Origin of the sequence: Streptomyces sp. NPDC102270 (assembly GCF_044766405.1) — a bacterium.
Taxonomy (GTDB): Bacteria; Actinomycetota; Actinomycetes; order Streptomycetales; family Streptomycetaceae; genus Streptomyces.
This window is the reverse complement of sequence record NZ_JBIWLX010000024.1, coordinates 95,374-110,161: the sequence shown is the minus strand read 5'-3', so window position 1 is coordinate 110,161 and position 14,788 is coordinate 95,374. Positions and strand designations below refer to the sequence as shown.

14 protein-coding genes are annotated in these 14,788 nt (G+C 70.8%); 9 read left to right on the top strand and 5 right to left on the bottom strand.

The window, feature by feature from the left end; all coding sequences use genetic code 11:
* Nucleotides 1-39: 39 nt before the first annotated feature.
* The 3 genes from ACIRP7_RS39300 to ACIRP7_RS39290 form a co-directional block, all read right to left on the bottom strand.
* On the bottom strand, nt 40-1,191 hold the full coding sequence (locus ACIRP7_RS39300) for a damage-control phosphatase ARMT1 family protein (RefSeq protein WP_403669810.1): 1,152 nt from the start codon (nt 1,189-1,191) through the stop codon (nt 40-42).
* 50 nt (nt 1,192-1,241) lie between these two features.
* The gene (locus ACIRP7_RS39295; RefSeq protein WP_403669807.1) at nt 1,242-1,889 is read right to left on the bottom strand and encodes a ScbR family autoregulator-binding transcription factor; all 648 of its coding nucleotides are present in this window, start codon (nt 1,887-1,889) and stop codon (nt 1,242-1,244) included.
* Between the two features lie 70 nt (nt 1,890-1,959).
* Nucleotides 1,960-2,886 (bottom strand): ScbA/BarX family gamma-butyrolactone biosynthesis protein, encoded by a 927-nt coding sequence (locus tag ACIRP7_RS39290; protein ID WP_403669804.1) that lies wholly within the window; start codon nt 2,884-2,886, stop codon nt 1,960-1,962.
* Nucleotides 2,887-3,032: 146 nt separating this feature from the next.
* Here ACIRP7_RS39290 and ACIRP7_RS39285 point away from each other — a divergent pair, with 146 nt between their 5' ends.
* Nucleotides 3,033-3,695, top strand: a complete 663-nt coding sequence (locus ACIRP7_RS39285; RefSeq protein ID WP_403669801.1) for a ScbR family autoregulator-binding transcription factor — start codon at nt 3,033-3,035, stop codon at nt 3,693-3,695.
* A 79-nt stretch (nt 3,696-3,774) separates the two neighbouring features.
* Here ACIRP7_RS39285 and ACIRP7_RS39280 read toward each other — a convergent pair whose 3' ends face one another.
* Nucleotides 3,775-5,559 carry a S8 family peptidase gene (locus tag ACIRP7_RS39280; protein WP_403669798.1) on the bottom strand — a complete coding sequence of 595 codons (1,785 nt, stop codon included), beginning with the start codon at nt 5,557-5,559 and terminating at the stop codon, nt 3,775-3,777.
* A 391-nt stretch (nt 5,560-5,950) separates the two neighbouring features.
* On the opposite strand from ACIRP7_RS39280, the gene ACIRP7_RS39275 reads away from it, so the two are divergent.
* On the top strand, nt 5,951-6,898 hold the full coding sequence (locus ACIRP7_RS39275) for a lytic polysaccharide monooxygenase (RefSeq protein WP_403669795.1): 948 nt from the start codon (nt 5,951-5,953) through the stop codon (nt 6,896-6,898).
* A gap of 18 nt (nt 6,899-6,916) precedes the next feature.
* Here ACIRP7_RS39275 and ACIRP7_RS39270 read toward each other — a convergent pair whose 3' ends face one another.
* Nucleotides 6,917-7,579, bottom strand: a complete 663-nt coding sequence (locus ACIRP7_RS39270; protein WP_403669792.1) for a Tat pathway signal sequence domain protein — start codon at nt 7,577-7,579, stop codon at nt 6,917-6,919.
* A 662-nt stretch (nt 7,580-8,241) separates the two neighbouring features.
* Between ACIRP7_RS39270 and ACIRP7_RS39265 the strand changes: the two genes are divergently transcribed.
* The 7 genes from ACIRP7_RS39265 to ACIRP7_RS39235 all read left to right on the top strand — a co-directional run bounded on the left by ACIRP7_RS39265 (nt 8,242) and on the right by ACIRP7_RS39235 (nt 14,633).
* Nucleotides 8,242-8,907, top strand: coding sequence for a DUF6230 family protein (locus ACIRP7_RS39265; RefSeq protein WP_403669790.1), 666 nt, complete (start codon nt 8,242-8,244; stop codon nt 8,905-8,907).
* A complete protein-coding gene (locus ACIRP7_RS39260; RefSeq protein ID WP_403669787.1) occupies nt 8,907-9,431 on the top strand; it encodes a DUF6114 domain-containing protein in 525 nt (174 codons plus the stop codon). The genes ACIRP7_RS39265 and ACIRP7_RS39260 overlap by 1 nt, the downstream gene beginning before the upstream one ends.
* 286 nt (nt 9,432-9,717) lie before the next feature.
* Nucleotides 9,718-10,728: a substrate-binding domain-containing protein gene (locus tag ACIRP7_RS39255; RefSeq protein WP_403669784.1), complete on the top strand. Its 1,011-nt coding sequence runs from the start codon at nt 9,718-9,720 to the stop codon at nt 10,726-10,728.
* Nucleotides 10,729-10,787: 59 nt separating this feature from the next.
* Complete coding sequence (locus ACIRP7_RS39250) at nt 10,788-13,259, top strand: nitrate- and nitrite sensing domain-containing protein (RefSeq protein WP_403669781.1); 2,472 nt, start codon at nt 10,788-10,790, stop codon at nt 13,257-13,259.
* A gap of 10 nt (nt 13,260-13,269) precedes the next feature.
* The gene (locus tag ACIRP7_RS39245) at nt 13,270-13,692 is read left to right on the top strand and encodes a roadblock/LC7 domain-containing protein (RefSeq protein ID WP_030313681.1); all 423 of its coding nucleotides are present in this window, start codon (nt 13,270-13,272) and stop codon (nt 13,690-13,692) included.
* Between the two features lies 1 nt (nt 13,693).
* On the top strand, nt 13,694-14,053 hold the full coding sequence (locus tag ACIRP7_RS39240) for a DUF742 domain-containing protein (protein ID WP_352381932.1): 360 nt from the start codon (nt 13,694-13,696) through the stop codon (nt 14,051-14,053).
* Complete coding sequence (locus ACIRP7_RS39235; RefSeq protein ID WP_403669778.1) at nt 14,040-14,633, top strand: GTP-binding protein; 594 nt, start codon at nt 14,040-14,042, stop codon at nt 14,631-14,633. Before ACIRP7_RS39240 ends, ACIRP7_RS39235 begins: the two co-directional genes overlap by 14 nt.
* Nucleotides 14,634-14,788 lie beyond the last annotated feature (155 nt).

Below are 14,788 nucleotides of genomic sequence, written 5' to 3'. Positions count from 1 at the left end.
GAGGCAGCCCACCGGTACAGGTCGGCAGCATAACGCTCCTCAGGAACGGACCTGGATGAGCGCATGGGTCCCGCTCGTCCGCCAGCGCCGCCCCTCCGCCTCGACCAGCGCGCTCTCCGTGCGAGCGTCGAGCCCGGTGATCACATCGGACTTCAGCGTGCGCAGGGCGGCGACCGGTCCCGGGAAGTACTCGGTCACGTCGGTGAACGGTGTGGTCGGCGCCCACCACCGGTCGCCCACCAGACGCCGGTAGTTGAGGTCTCCCTTGAGGATGGTGAGCGCGGCCCCGGCGATCTCCGCACGCAGGTCGTCGGGCATCTCCGCGTAGGGCAGCGGAGCGCAGGAGTACGGGTGCGCACGGACTTCGAGCCGCCCGTCGGCCATGGCGTCCCACAGCCGTTTCCCGTACACCGCGGCCTCCCCCGGCGCCCGTACGAGCCGGCGCAGCGCGTCGACCACGTCGGCGGTGGTCGCGTCGGAGACGTAGTAGGGGTGCGGCTTCACGTGCAGTACGGCCCGTTCGATACGGCCGTGTTCGAGGAGGTGGGCCACGAGCAGGAGGTCGGGGATCAGCTCGCGTCCGGCGTTGTCGGCGATCAGGCAGAGGGTGCCGGCCCCGTCGAGCAGCGACCGGAGCCGGTCGCTGTCGTCGGCGACCAGGTCGGGCACGGCGTCCCGTCCCTCGGCCTCCCCGTCGGAGAGCCGGAATCCGAGGTCGGCCCGGTTCCCCCACAGCGACCCGTGCAACAGGGCCGTCCCCCGCTCCTCGACGGGCAGGCCGGCGAGTTCGTCCAGTGCCGCCAGCTCCTCGTCGGTCTCGCGGGAGCCGAGCTCGGCGAGCTTGGAGGGACGGAAGGGGTCGGTGCCGCGCCAGGGCCCGTCCCCGAAGTACCCGACGGCATCGAGAAGCCGCCGGTAGAAGTAGCTCTCGGACCAGAGCCACGGCACGTCGAACCAGGACTTGCCGACGTGGTCGTCGATTCCCCATTCGGCCCACGCCCCGCCGGGGAGCGGTTCGATCACTCCTTTGGTGCAGTTGTCGTGCAGCGCGTCCAGCGCACGGTGCTGCTCGGGCCCGTAGGGAAAGGCCTCCCGCACCTGCCCGATGATCGCGGGATGCCGCTCGGCCAGCACGCCGTGCGGAAAGGAGCCGGGTTCGTTGCCGAGGATGACGGCCGCGGAAGGAGACATGCGGGTGACTGTAACCACCTCGGTGAGGCGGGGCCGCGTCGAAATGCGGCTCAGCCGCCCCTGCTCTCCTGCTCCAGCTGACTGACCAGAGCCAGGTACCGCGCCCGTCGCGGAACCGGCACCAGCCCCCGGATCATCACGTGCCACATCTGCGCGAGCCGCCGCGGCTGCCGTCCCACCGGCTCCAGGTGCCGCCCCACCACCCGGGTGCCGACGAAGAAACACACGAGCGAGTGTGCGACCGCGTCCACATCGGTGTCGGGGTGAAGGTCGGACTCCTTGACCGCCCCCAGCAGCTTCCCCGTCGCCAGGTCCAGCCACTCCGTGAACGGATGCCGCAGTGGCGGCCGCACCTCGACTCCCCCGGTGGCGAGCCGAAGTCCGGCCCGGAGCAACGGCCCCTCCACCGACAACCGGGCTATCCCGAAGGTGATCCGGACCAGCGCCTCCAGCGAGGTGTACCCCCGGGCGTCCACGTCCCCCGCCAGCTGCCGCGACGCCCGCGACTGGATCTCCATGATCGCGTGCGCGAGATCGTCCTTCGCCGCGAAGTGGAAGTACAGCGCGCCTTTGGTGACATGGGCGTGCGCGACGATGTCGCTGAGACTGGTCGATTCATAGCCGCGACGGTCGAACAGATCGGCGGCGGCGGTGATGATCGTCGCTCGGGTCTGTTCAGCGCGTAACTGCCTCGGCATCGACTGCACACTCCTGGTACGGAAAAGAACGGGTCATGCCGTTTGTTTCTCACTCCCTGTAGACGATATCTCACCCTGCGACGGCACTCACCAGGCACTCGAAGACCACCGACTCCCCTTGCAGCGCGATCACTTGTACGTCGCCGTCGGCCTCGTCGCTCAGTTGTGTCCAGACCGGCCGGTCGAGCTCCGCGTACTGGTGGAACGTGGCGTGGAACGACACCGGCACCCGGCGCTCGTGCCCGCCGTGTGCCCGTACGGCCTGGCCGGCGGCCTCCAGGAGGAGCATGCCGGGGATGTGGTCCAGGGGGTGGTCGAAGAAAACAGGATGTGCGGTATCGACCCGCAGTCGCCAGCGGCCGGGGCGGCTACCGGGCGAGAGGACGACGTCGGCGGCGAGCGCCCGCCCCACCGTCTCGGCGGGCAGCGGCGGTGGCAGCGGCCGGGGCAGCCGCAGGCCACCGACGTCGGCGGTCCGCCCCCCGCGCAGGCGGCGGTAGACGGACTCGTTCGTCCAGGTCACGGCGATACGGCCGGTCGCGACCCGTTCACCGCCGAGGCGTACGACGGCGTCGTAGCGCAGTGCGGCCGGGCGGCCCGAGCGGTGGCGGAGCTCCACGACGGTGACGTCGATGACGGGTTCGGCGGGAGCGGCGCCGACGGCCAGGTGCTCCGGGCGGGTGTCGACAAGCAGCTCCTGCAGGACGAATTGGTGTCCGAGCGGGACCTCGTACGCCGCGTGGGCGAGCAGCGCCCCGCACTGGCGGACCGTTTCTGCAACCAACAGGGGCTCGTACGCCGAGCGGTCCGGGGACACGTGTAACTGGTGGGCGCGCGGCCACTGGGCGGTGATGGTGAACCGGTCGGCGGCCGTCCTGGTCCAGCCGGTGAGGAGGATCTCCGCGACGGCCACGCGGTGCACGAACTCCCGGGGTACGGTCGCCGTCAGGAGCCCGGACCCGGCCGGGGCCTGCGCGAACTGCCGTAACTCTGGCATGTTTCCCCCTCGTTCCTCCGAAGCGATGACGGACGGTGAGGTTCCCGTGCCGGTGAGCGATAGAGTACGAGGGATTCCGGTCTGTTTTCAATGCGACCTGATCGAGACCGGACCAGATCCGAACTCGGCGCATGGGAGGGGTTCTTATGGCGAGACAGGAGCGCGCCATCAGGACACGCAGGACGATCGTGGAGGCCGCGGGCGCCGTCTTCGACGAACACGGGTACGCCGCGAGCACCATCGCGATGGTGTTGGAACGGGCCGAAGTCACCAAAGGGGCCCTGTACTTTCACTTCTCCTCCAAGGAGTCCCTGGCCCAGGCGGTGCTCGACGAGCAGTTGTCGCTGGGCGCGGTTCCGCCGCATCCGTGCAAGGTGCAGGAGATCGTCGACATGACGTTCGTCTTCGGGCAGCGGCTGCGGACCAACTCCCTTCTGAAGGGGAGCGTGCGGCTGACGGTGGACCAGTGCGCGCCGCCCGGTGTCGATCACACAGGGCCGTTCCGGCAGTGGAGCGAGCATCTGGTGGCGATACTGCAAGCGGCCCGGGAACAGGGCGAGTTGCTGCCGACGGTGGACCCGCGGGACACGGCGGATCTGCTGGTGGGGGCGTTCGCCGGGGTGCAGTTGATGTCACGGGCGCTGAGCGGGCGGGAGGATCTCGCGCACCGGATCTCCGTGATGTGGGCCCATCTGCTGCCGAGCATCGTGGTGCCGGGGCTGCTGGTCGGCCTCGACAGCCGGCCCGATCGCGGGGCACGGGTGCTGGCCTCCATCGCGAAGGGTGAACTGGTGGGCGCGGAGGTGTGATCGGGCGCGGGCGCAACGCGAGAGGGGCCGGCCGGTGCCCCATCCGCACCGGCCGGCCCGCTCGTTGTAGGGAGTTCGCTCAGAACGTCAGCTTCCAGCCGTTGAGCGTGCCCGTGTCCTGCGCCGCCGTGTCCTGGACGCGGAGCTTCCAGGTGCCGTTGGCCACCTCGGAGGAGGCGTTCACGGTGTAGGTGGTGTTGACGTTGTCCGCGGAGTCCGAGGAACTCGCCGCCTTGAGGCTGTACACCGTGCCGTCCGGGGCGACCAGGCCGATCACCAGGTCACCGCGGTAGGTGTGGGTGATGTCGACGCCGACCTGGAGGGTCGAGGGCGCGTTGCCGCTGCGGCCGCTGACGGTGATGGGGGACTCGATCGCGGAGCCGTTGTCCGGGACGGCGACGGCCGTGGTGCTGGAGAAGGTCGTCCCCGTCGTCGTACCGCCGCCGCTGACGGCCGCGACCGTCTTCGCCGCGTCGGCGAGGCCCGCGCCGCAACCGCCCGAGCAGGCGCCCGGCAGCGGACGGGCGTTGTTCTTGATGGCGGTCTCGATCTGCGCCGGGGTCAGCGAGGGGTTCGCCGACTTCACGAGGGCGACCAGGCCCGCGATGTGCGGGGTCGCCATGCTGGTGCCCTGGTAGTAGGCGTACGACTCCGAAGAGGGCGTCGAGGCACCGGAGTTGAGCGTGGACAGGATGCCGTTGGCGGTGCCGGTGCTGGTCTGGCCGCCGGGCGCCGAGATGTCCACCAGGGAGCCGTAGTTGGAGTAGGAGGCCTTGGCGCCGGAGCGGTTGGTCGCGGCGACCGAGATGATGTTGTTGCAGTTGCCGGGCGAGTGTCCGGAGACGTTCTCGTTGTCGTTGCCGGCGGCCACGACGACGGTCGTACCGCGGCCGACGGCGTTGTTGATGGCGGTCTGGGTCGCCGAGGTGCAGGCGCCGTCGCCGCCGAGGCTCATGTTGATGACCTTGGCGACATTGGTGTTGGCGGGCACGCCGGAGACGGTGCCGCCGGACGCCCAGGTGATGGCGTCGATGATGTCGGAGTCGTAGCCGCCGCACTTGCCGAGGACGCGCACCGGGGAGATCTTCGCGCCGTACGCGATGCCCGCGACACCCTTGCCGTTGTTCGTGACCGCGGCGATGGTGCCGGCGACGTGGGTGCCGTGCCAGGAGGAGCTGGAGGCCGGGATGCCCGCACCGCACGCGTTGGCCGCGTAGTAGTCGCCCGGGTCGGCAGGGTTGCTGTCGCGGCCGTCGCCGTCGACGGAGACGGCGGTGTCGGAGATGAAGTCGTAGCCGCCGACGATGTTCGCGGCGAGGTCGGAGTGGGTGACGTAGCCGGTGTCGATGACGGCGACGGTGACACCACTGCCCGTCGAGGTCGCCCAGGCGCCCGGCACGTTCATGCCGGCCGTGGACTCGAACAGGTCCCACTGCTTGGCGTACTCGGTGTCGTTCGGGTCGGCCTGCGGCTTGTTCAGGCGGTCCGGTACGACGTAGGCGACCTGCGGGTCGGCCTTGAACTCGGCGACGGCGTCGGCCACTTCGGCCTTGCTGGGGTCAGCGCCCAGGTCGACCAGGGCGGCGCCCGTGCCGAGTCTGCGCTGGAAGTCGGCGTCCTTGGCGGCGGCGTCCGCCTCGGCCGCCTTGTTCGAGGTGGCCTCGGCGGCGCCGGACTTGTAGCCGACGATCAGGCGCTCGGCCTGGATGCCGGGGGCGGCCTCGGTGAGCGCGGCCGGGACGGCGGCCTCCTGGGCACGGGTGTCCTGGGCGACGGCGACGGAGGCCGTACCGACCGAGAGGAGGGCGGCGGACACGGCGGCGGCGGATATCAGCTTCCGCCGGAGGGAGGGGGAGGTACGCAAGGGCTTGCCTTTCGGGGCCGTGCTCCGGGCAGCGCGGAGCGGCGGTCGAATCGCTTCGTCGGTGAAGCGGCGGGGGGTGAAGCGGCAGGGGTGAAGCCAGGAGCGCGGCGGCCGGCCGGCTGGAGGCGCATGACCCGTTCGGGGTTACCTGTGGGTCAGCTGTGGTCGAACGATAGGCAAAGAGCAGGTCATGCGGATACAGGGGAAACCCTTGACCCGGCCGGAAACTCCCCCTCTGCGGTGGCCGGTTGACCGTGGATGGCCGCTTTGCCGGGTCTGCATCAAGTCAGCTGGAGGGCGGACGGTCCGGTGCACCGGTGAACGCGTGAGGGTCGTGTTCCGTACTGCACGGAAGCCCGTAGTTCCCGCGCCGCCCGAGGAGGCGTTCCGGATGGCCCGGATGCCCTGGACAACCGCCCCCCGTACGAGTGCGGCGTTCGCCGCCCTGACCCCGTTCCTGCTGACCGTGTTCGCGGCGGTGCCCGCGCAGGCCCACGGCGCTCCCACGGATCCGGTCAGCCGGGTCTTCGCCTGCTCTCCCGACGGCGCCTCCTCGGGCACGGCCGCGTGCCGGGCGGCCGTGGCGGCGAACGGCTCGCCCTTCACGGCGTGGGACAACCTGCGGGTCGCGAACGTGAACGGCCGCGACCGTCAGACGATCCCCGACGGCAAGCTGTGCAGCGGGGGTCTGCCCGCCTACAAGGGCCTCGACCTGGCCCGCTCCGACTGGCCGGCCACGCGCCTGTCCCCCGGCGCGACGCTGACCATGAAGTACGTCTCGACGATCCCGCACACCGGCACGTTCCGCATGTACCTCACCGAGCCCGGGTACGATCCGTCGAAGCCGCTGACGTGGTCCGATCTTCCGGAGCAGCCGTTCGCTCAGGTGAAGGACCCGGCGCTGACGGACGGCGCGTACCGGATCAGGATGACCTTGCCGAAGAACCGGACGGGCCGGCAGGTGCTGTACACGATCTGGCAGAACAGCAGTACGGCGGACACGTACTACTCGTGCTCGGACGTGGTGTTCCCGGCGGCGGCCGGCAAGGGCGGGGCCGGGGCGGGCGCCGCCGCGTCGCCCACGCAGTCGAAGGCGGTGCAGAAGGAGAAGGCGAAGGAGCCCGAGAAGAGTCCGGTGCCGTCCACTTCGGCCCCCGCGCCCACGCCGAGTCCTTCGGTGGCCCGTTCGGCGGGCGGTGCCGTCCCCGACTCCACTCCGGTGGCCGCGGACGCCGATCCAGGTTCCGGACCGTCCGCGCCCATGATGGCGGGCGGCGCCGCCGCGGTGCTGGTGCTCACCGGGGGCGCCGCCCTGGCGCTTCGTCTGCGCCGGCGCTGAACTACGAGGTTACGGAGTTCAGTTGACGTAGACCGGCTCGCCGCCCGCGGTCACCGGGCTGTACTTCGCGGTCCAGAAACCGCTGGCGGGGCACAGCGAGGAACCGGATGTCCGGCTGAACTGCTGGTTGGCGAACTTGATGCTGTTGTCGGTGTTGTCGGCCGTGCCGGCCAGGCCGGACGCGGCCTGGTAGACACAGCTGACGCTGCCCAGCAGGGTGCGCAGCACGACGGTGGTCTGGATGGCGGAACCGCTCGCGGGGGTGACGGAGACGGTGCCGTCGGAGGACACGTCGGTGGTGTACGGCAGGTTGTTCACCGTGATGCTGGTGACGCCGAGGACACCGACCACGTTCGAGGTGCAGTTGCTGAAGGTCTGCCCGGTCAGGGACTCGACGGCGGTGCCAGGCGCGGCAGGGTTGCTGCCGACCGTGGCGGTGAAGGTGGAGGCCGTGCAGCTGATTCCGCTGGTGCCCGTCGAGCTGGAGTAGAGGGTCGCGTTGGTGCCGGCGGCCAGGGACGCGCTGATGGTGGTGCCCTCGGCGACACTGGGGCCGCCGACCGAGCCGGTGGTGAGGACCGCGACGTCGTCCGCGGCGGCGGGGGTGGACGCGGCCACGGCCACGGGAAGCGCGAAGGCGGCGGCAGCGGCGGTGAGGGAGAGCAGAGAACGCATACGCATGGGGGATTGCCTCTTTCATGAGGTGAGGGTGGGTGTGGGGGGGCGCGGACGCGCGTCGGCGTCCGCCGTTGCCGACCGTCACGCCTTCTCCGTACGTGACGGACCGGCAACGGCATCGGGCCGGCGACCGGCCGGTGGCCCTATGGGGGAGGGCTCCGGCCGGGCCGGGCGAGAAAGGGCGATCCCGGTACGGCCCAGGGGGAAACGCCGGTGCGGGTGCCGTGGAGGGTCGGACTCGGGCGGTGAAGAGCCCGTGAAGGGACAGCTGGTCCGGGAATGCGGGCAGGTGCCGCCCGACGGCTTGGATCCGGCGCCACGGATCCGAGGAAGCCAGGGAGAGTTGTAGACCTGATCATCCGTCAACGTCAAGGTGTGGCACGGAGGTTGCTATCCGATTGACGGGTTTTGCCGTCGTCAGGGGCCTTGTTGATCACGGCTGGCACATAATCAACACCCTTTACTCACAACTTGCTTGACCCACGGGCGTAACCGCCGGTAACTTCCGTGGCGTTACTGCGGAGTACGGGAAAGCCCTTGCAGCCGCCGGGGGCCGGGAGGAGACGTGCACCGCAGCCACCGTCCGCGCCAGGACAGCACGCCACTGAAGCCGCACATCCGCACGTGAGCCCCACTTGCGTTGACTATGTCCCTGGGAGCAGCACATGGCCTCGTCCGTCGGCACCACCTCCGAGACCCCCGAAAGCGGTTCCGCACCCCAAGCCCCCGACAGCCCCGCGAGACGCGGGCGGGTCCGCGGACGCCGGGCCGCGATCATGGCCGTGCCGGCCGTCGCGATCACCGCGGGTCTCGCGATCATGACCGCCCAGGGCGCGCTGGGCGTCCAGTTCGCCATCTCCGGCATGCCCTTCACGGTCACCGCGGAGAGCCTCGACGGCACCGGGTTCGAGCAGTTCGGCGGCCTCGACAACATGGCGGACAACAGCCCGAACGCCGGTGACACCGGTGGCCAGGTGCTGGTCGTGACCTCCGCCATCAAGAGCGCGACCCTCTCCAAGCTGTGCCAGAGCGTCGACCTGGGTGGCACCAACCTGAAGATCGAGGCGGGCAACGGGAAGGACAAGGTCCAGGCGACCGACCTGACCACGGACTCGACCGAGATGTCCGGCAACGCCGAATTCAAAAACATCGAGATCGGCAACGACGCCAGCACCCTCACCAAGGCGGGCGTGAAGGGTCCCCTCGGTGTCTTCAGCCAGCAGGCCGACCACGTGTACATCGACACCCTGCGGCAGACCAACTACGCCACCACGGCAGGTGTCTTCAAGCTGCCCGGCCTCAAGCTGAGCTTCAGCAGCAAGGCCTGCTGATGGAGGGGCAGGAGCCGGAGGGCGTCCAGCAGCCTGTGGCCGGCCAGGACTCGTTCACCCGCTGGGTGTACGGAAGGCCCTTCTTCGGCGGGCTGTGGCTCACCCTGGGCGGGGCCTGGATCCTGCTCACCATGAAGGCCTCGGTGAAGGTCGTCCTGCACGTCGGGATGCAGGGGGCGGCGGGCTACCTCCTGCCGACGCTGATGGTGCTGCTGGGGCTCCTGATCCTCTTCAGCCCGGACCAGCGCCTCTTCTACTCGATCACCGGCGTGCTGGTCTCCATGGGCACCTGGGTGACCTCGAACATGGGCGGCTTCATGGTCGGCCTCCTGCTGGGGGCCGTGGGCAGCGTCCTGACCTTCGGCTGGCTGCCCGACCAGGACGCGCGGGTGAGCCGTCGCGAGCGCCGCGGTCCTGCCCAGCAGGCGACACAGGACGGTCCGACCGAGACAGGCCCGTCCGGTACCGACACCCACACGGCTCAGTCGGGAACGGTGGTCGTCACACCGAGGACCGCGCAGTAGTCCCGGACGCGGAGCCGCCTTCCTTTTCCGCAGCCTCGACCGCGCAGGCATGCCCTCACTCACCGGGCAGCCTGCGCGGTCCGACGCGTTCCCCGAGGAGTCACGTCGACGGGAAGATCATTACGATGCGGAACCGAGAAGTCATCACAAGGGGCTGATCACTTGACTACCGGCGGTCACACGCGGTTGGCTCCTGGCCAGTGAAAGTTCAACCGGCCGGCGCGCCCGCGTCCGGCCGCACTTTCGCGTTCCGCCTGCCAGGCCGCACAGCGAGGTGCCGCACCCCATGAACACTCCTCCCCCACCTCGGACTTCCGTGAGATCCCTGCGCTTGGCCGCCCTCACCTCCGTCGCCCTCCTGCTGCTCGTCGGCTGCTCCGGCGGCGACTCCCGGCTCGACGCGGGCACGAACGCCGCGAAAGGGGCGGACTCCGCGGGGCTGCGGGTCGCCCTGATCACCCACGGCGGCGAAGGAGACGCCTTCTGGGAGCTCGTGCAGAAGGGGGCCGAGGCCGCCGCCGCGAAGGACGGCATCGAGCTGACGTACGCCAACGACTCCGATCCGGCGGGGCAGGCCCAGCTGGTGCGCGACGCGATCGGTGACCGGGTCGACGGCATCGCGGTGACGCTGGCCAAGCCCGCCGCGATGAAGGCCCCGGTGGCCGCGGCACGGGCGGCCGGCATTCCGGTGGTCGGCCTCAACTCCGGTATCGACGCCTGGAAGTCGCAGGGGCTGCTGGAGTACTTCGGCCAGGACGAGATCGAGGCCGGCGCGGCCGTCGGCGGCAAGCTGAACGGCCTGAAGGCCAAGCACGCGCTGTGCGTCATCCACGAGCGGGGCAACGTCGCCCTGGAGGCGCGCTGCGCCGGTGTGAAGAAGACGTTCGGCGGCGAGACCGAGAACCTGTACGTGGAGGGCACCGACCCCGAGGCCGTGGACACCGTGCTCACCGCGAGGCTGCGGCAGGACCCCGGCATCGACGAGGTCGTCACGCTCGGCGCGCAGTTCGCGCTGGACGCCGTGGACTCGGTGAAGGCCGCCGGCAGCAGGGCCCAGGTGGCCACCTTCGACCTCAACAGCGACCTGACCAAGGCGATCCGCGCCGGCAGCGTGCAGTTCGCGGTGGACCAACAGCCGTACCTGCAGGGCTATCTCGCCGTGGACTCGCTGTGGCTGTACAGGACCAACGGCAACGTCAGCGGGGGCGGTGTGGCTCCCGTGCTCACCGGGCCCGCGTTCGTCACCCGCACGAACGTCGCCGCGGTCGCGAGGTTCGCCGCCGCCGGCACCCGGTGACCTCCCCGTCCCGACAACCGCTCCCCCTCCCCGGAACACCCCATCGCCCAAGGACGACCATGCCCGACCGGAAAGGCGCCCGGCGCCGCCTCGGCTCCATACGTCTCTCCCTCATCATGCTGGCGCTGGTGCCGAGCGTCACGCTGGCGGCGATGTGGGGGGTGACGACCACGCAGTTGTTCTCCGAGGGCCTACGGCTGCGTTCGCAGACCGACCTGAGCAGGTCGACCGGCGCGATGGGCACCGAGGCCACCCTCGCGCTGCAGGGGGAACGCGCGATGTCCGCCGCCCGGCTGGCCAGGGTGCCCGGTTCCCAGGCCGCCCTGGACGAGAAGCGGACGGCCACGGACGCGGCGGTCGCCAAGCTGGTGCGGCGGTCCGAGGAGATCCAGCGGGCGCCGGCGCGCATCGCCGACCAGCTGTACTCCGTCCTCGGCTCGGTGGGCAGCCTGGAGTACTACCGCGACCAGGTGGACCACCCCACGGACATCACCGCCGAGCAGGCCCTGGACCAGTACACGTCGATCATCGACGCCCAGATACATGCCTTCCAGCAGCTCTCGCAGGTCGACGACGGTGACCTCACCTCGCAGGCCGGGCCGCTCGTCGCCCTCGAACACGCGGCGGAGCTGACCTCGCAGGAGGACGTGGCGCTCACCCTGGCCTGGCCGTCCGGGCATCTCGACGAGAATGCCTGGGAGCATTTCGTCCAGCTGGTGAACACGCGCCGGTGGCTGGTCCAGGACCAGATCGTGCCCGCGCTGAGCGGCAGTGCGAAGACGCAGACCGAGCGGATCCTGGCGAGCGCGGACTGGCGGACCCTGACGGCGGTCGAGGACCAGGTCCTCGCCGCACGGCCGGCCGCCGGCACGGGGCGGGTGGCCCTGCCGGACGCGGGCAAGCGGTGGACGGCCGCGATGGAGAGGGTCTCCGTCCGCTACACCGGCCTGATCCGGCAGCAGACCTCCGCTCTGCTGACCCGGAGCGCGGACAAGGCGCACGAGCAGCTGCTGACGGCGGCGTCGCTGAGCGCGGGCGGTCTGATCGCGCTGCTGATCTGCCTCGTCATGTCCTGGCGGATCACCCGCTCGCTGTCCCGGCGGCTGCGGGGCCTGCGGGAGGCCACGCTGGGCCTGGCCCAGGAACGGCTGCCGGACGTGGTCGCGCGGCTGGAGCGGGGCGAGAAGGTCGATGTGGACCGGGCCGCACCGGAGTTGGACTACGGCTCGGACGAACTGGGCCAGGTGGCCAAGGCGTTCAACGCGGCACAGCGCACGGCCGTGGTGACCGCCGTCGAACTCGCCGACACCCGACGGGGGTTCCAGAAGGTGATCCTCGGGATCGCCCGGCAGAGCCAGAACCTGGTCAACCTGCAGCTCAGCCGCCTGGACACACTGGAACGCGAGCACCAGGATCCGGACGTGCTGTCGGGCCTGTACGAACTCGACTCCACGGCCAGCCAGTTGCGGCGGTACGAGGAGAACCTGGTCATCATCAGCGGCGGGCAGCCGCGGCGCAGCTGGACCGAGCCGGTCGCGCTGATCGACATCCTGCGCAGTGCGGTGGGTGAGGTCGCCGAGTACCAGCGGGTGGAGGTGCACACCGAGGAGGAGGTCTGCCTGGCCCCGCCCGCGGTCGCGGACGTGATCCACCTGCTGGCCGAGCTGATAGAGAACGCCACGCTGTACTCCCCCGCGCCGAGTCCGGTCGGGGTACGGGCCGGGCTGGTCGCCAAGGGGCTGGCCGTCGAGGTCGAGGACCGCGGCCTCGGCATGTCGGAGGACGAGTACGCCGCCTTCAACGCCCACTTGGCCCAGGCTCCCAAGTTCGACGTCGTCGCCCTCGCCGACGACCTCCGCCTCGGCATGTTCGTCGTCGCCCGCCTCGCCAACCGCCACGGCATCCAGGTGACCCTGCGCTCCTCGCCGTACGGCGGAACGACGGCGATCGTCCTGATCCCGCACGAGATCGTCGTACGGGAGGAGGACCAGCCGGAGGGCCGGGGTGAGATGACGGGAGCGGCCACCGCGGGGGTGACGGCCGGGGAGACGGATGCGGTTACGGCTCCCCCGACCGGTACGGAACGTACGACGGACTCGGCGGAGTCGGTGGGTGTGCCGGACGCGGAGTCGGCGGCCGGGGCCGGGTCCGGGCGGACGGGGGCCCGGCCGGACCCCGTGGCGCCGGAGACCGGAACCCCCCGCCCCGGCGGCCTCACCCCCCTCCCCCGGCGGGTGCCGCAGACCAGTCTCGCCGTCGAGTTGCGTGAGGAGGCCTCGGCCGTTCGCGAGGAGGAGGACGCCGACGAGTTCACCGCGGACCACGCGGCCTCCTCGCTGGCCGGGTTCCAGCGCGGCACGCTCCGCGCCCGGGACGAGGACGACCTCCTCGACACCCTTCAGGACCCCGCCGTACCGGAGAAGGCGACCGATCACGGGACCGACCCGCTCGACATCCCCGAGGATGTGAGCACCGCCGACACGAACGGTCCACCCGTCGCCGCCCGTACTCCCCACACCGATCGCTCATGAAGGACATGCCATGACACGCCCCACCCCCGCCACGCACACCCAGCTGGACCAGCTGCTCACCGGACTCGTGGAGCGGGTCGCCGACGTGACGCAGGCGGTCGTGCTCTCGGAGGACGGGCTGGTCGTCAGCAAGTCCACCGGGTTCCTGCGCGACGACGCCGAGCGGCTGGCGGCGACCGCGTCCGGTCTGATGAGCCTGAGCAAGGGCGTCAGCATGGACTTCCGGGGCGGCCCGGTGCGCCAGGCGCTCATCGAGATGGCCAACAGCTTCCTGATTCTCACCTCCGCGGGACCCGGCGCCCACCTCGTCGTCCTCACGGGCCCGAACGCCGATGTCGGGGTCGTGGCGTACCAGATGAACATGCTGGTGAAGAAGATCGGCGAGCACCTGAGCGCGGCACCGCGGGCCGGCATCGGCCCCACCGGCGGGTGAGGTGACCGACAGTGACGCGTCCGGCCGGTTGGTGCGACCGTTCGCCCTGACCGGCGGACGGACCCGGCCCAGCCGCGCCGACTTCACCCTCATCACGACGGTGACCGCGGTCGATCCGCCGCCGGAAGGGGCCCCGCGGCCGCAGGCCGAGCAGACCCGCATCCTGCGCCGGTGCGCCCGCCCGGTCGCCGTGGCGGAGCTGGCCGCGCTGCTCGACCTCCCGGTCAGCGTGGTCGTGATCATGCTGTGCGATCTGCTGGAAGCGGGCCTGATCACCGCGCGCCCGCCGCGCCCGGTCTCGCCTCGCTCCCCGGACCTGGACCTGCTGCAGAAAGTGAGGGAAGGCCTTGGCCGGCTCTGACACGCTCGCCACCGGGGCAGCCGGTACTCCCGCGGCACCCGACACCGTCAAGATCCTCATCGCCGGGGGCTTCGGCGTCGGCAAGACCACCATGGTCGGGTCGGTCAGCGAGATCACCCCGCTGCGCACGGAGGAACCCCTCACCGTCGCCGGCCTGGGCGTCGACGACCTCGCCGGGATCGAGGAGAAGCGGGCCACCACCGTGGCCATGGACTTCGGCCGGATCACCATCAGCGACGAACTCGTGCTCTACCTCTTCGGCACCCCGGGCCAGCAGCGGTTCTGGTTCATGTGGAACGACCTCGCGGTCGGCGCCCTGGGCGCGGTCGTCCTCATCGACGTCCGCCGCCCGGAGTCGAGCTTCGCCGCGGTGGACTTCTTCGAACGCCGGCGCATCCCCTTCGTCGTCGCCGTGAACGGCTTCGAGGGCCGGCACCCCTATCCGGCCGAGGACATCAGGGAGTCCCTCGCCCTCCCGGAGGACGTTCCGGTGGTGCTGTGCGACGCACGGCGCCGCGAGTCGTCCCGGGACGTGCTGATCGCCCTCATGGACCTGCTGATCGCCGCGGCCGTCGAGTAGCGGCGCCTCACTCGTCCGGCCCGGTCAGCTCCTCGTCCGAGGAGGGGATCAGCCGGGCCCCGAGGTCCGGGTCGGGACATCGAGCAGAGCCCGGCGTCGCCCGCGGTGAGGCCGGCCATGACCCCGTCGGCGACCGGCGCGGGTCTCCGCTGTGA

What these genes read in the sequence shown, in the direction of transcription:
- ACIRP7_RS39270 (WP_403669792.1), bottom strand. Translation starts at nt 7,579, where the DNA reads ATGCGTATGCGTTCTCTGCTCTCCCTCACCGCCGCTGCCGCCGCCTTC.
- ACIRP7_RS39275 (WP_403669795.1), top strand. Translation starts at nt 5,951, where the DNA reads ATGGCCCGGATGCCCTGGACAACCGCCCCCCGTACGAGTGCGGCGTTC.
- ACIRP7_RS39295 (WP_403669807.1), bottom strand. Translation starts at nt 1,889, where the DNA reads ATGCCGAGGCAGTTACGCGCTGAACAGACCCGAGCGACGATCATCACC.
- ACIRP7_RS39250 (WP_403669781.1), top strand. Translation starts at nt 10,788, where the DNA reads ATGCCCGACCGGAAAGGCGCCCGGCGCCGCCTCGGCTCCATACGTCTC.
- ACIRP7_RS39300 (WP_403669810.1), bottom strand. Translation starts at nt 1,191, where the DNA reads ATGTCTCCTTCCGCGGCCGTCATCCTCGGCAACGAACCCGGCTCCTTT.
- ACIRP7_RS39245 (WP_030313681.1), top strand. Translation starts at nt 13,270, where the DNA reads ATGACACGCCCCACCCCCGCCACGCACACCCAGCTGGACCAGCTGCTC.
- ACIRP7_RS39265 (WP_403669790.1), top strand. Translation starts at nt 8,242, where the DNA reads ATGGCCTCGTCCGTCGGCACCACCTCCGAGACCCCCGAAAGCGGTTCC.
- ACIRP7_RS39260 (WP_403669787.1), top strand. Translation starts at nt 8,907, where the DNA reads ATGGAGGGGCAGGAGCCGGAGGGCGTCCAGCAGCCTGTGGCCGGCCAG.
- ACIRP7_RS39255 (WP_403669784.1), top strand. Translation starts at nt 9,718, where the DNA reads ATGAACACTCCTCCCCCACCTCGGACTTCCGTGAGATCCCTGCGCTTG.
- ACIRP7_RS39285 (WP_403669801.1), top strand. Translation starts at nt 3,033, where the DNA reads ATGGCGAGACAGGAGCGCGCCATCAGGACACGCAGGACGATCGTGGAG.
- ACIRP7_RS39290 (WP_403669804.1), bottom strand. Translation starts at nt 2,886, where the DNA reads ATGCCAGAGTTACGGCAGTTCGCGCAGGCCCCGGCCGGGTCCGGGCTC.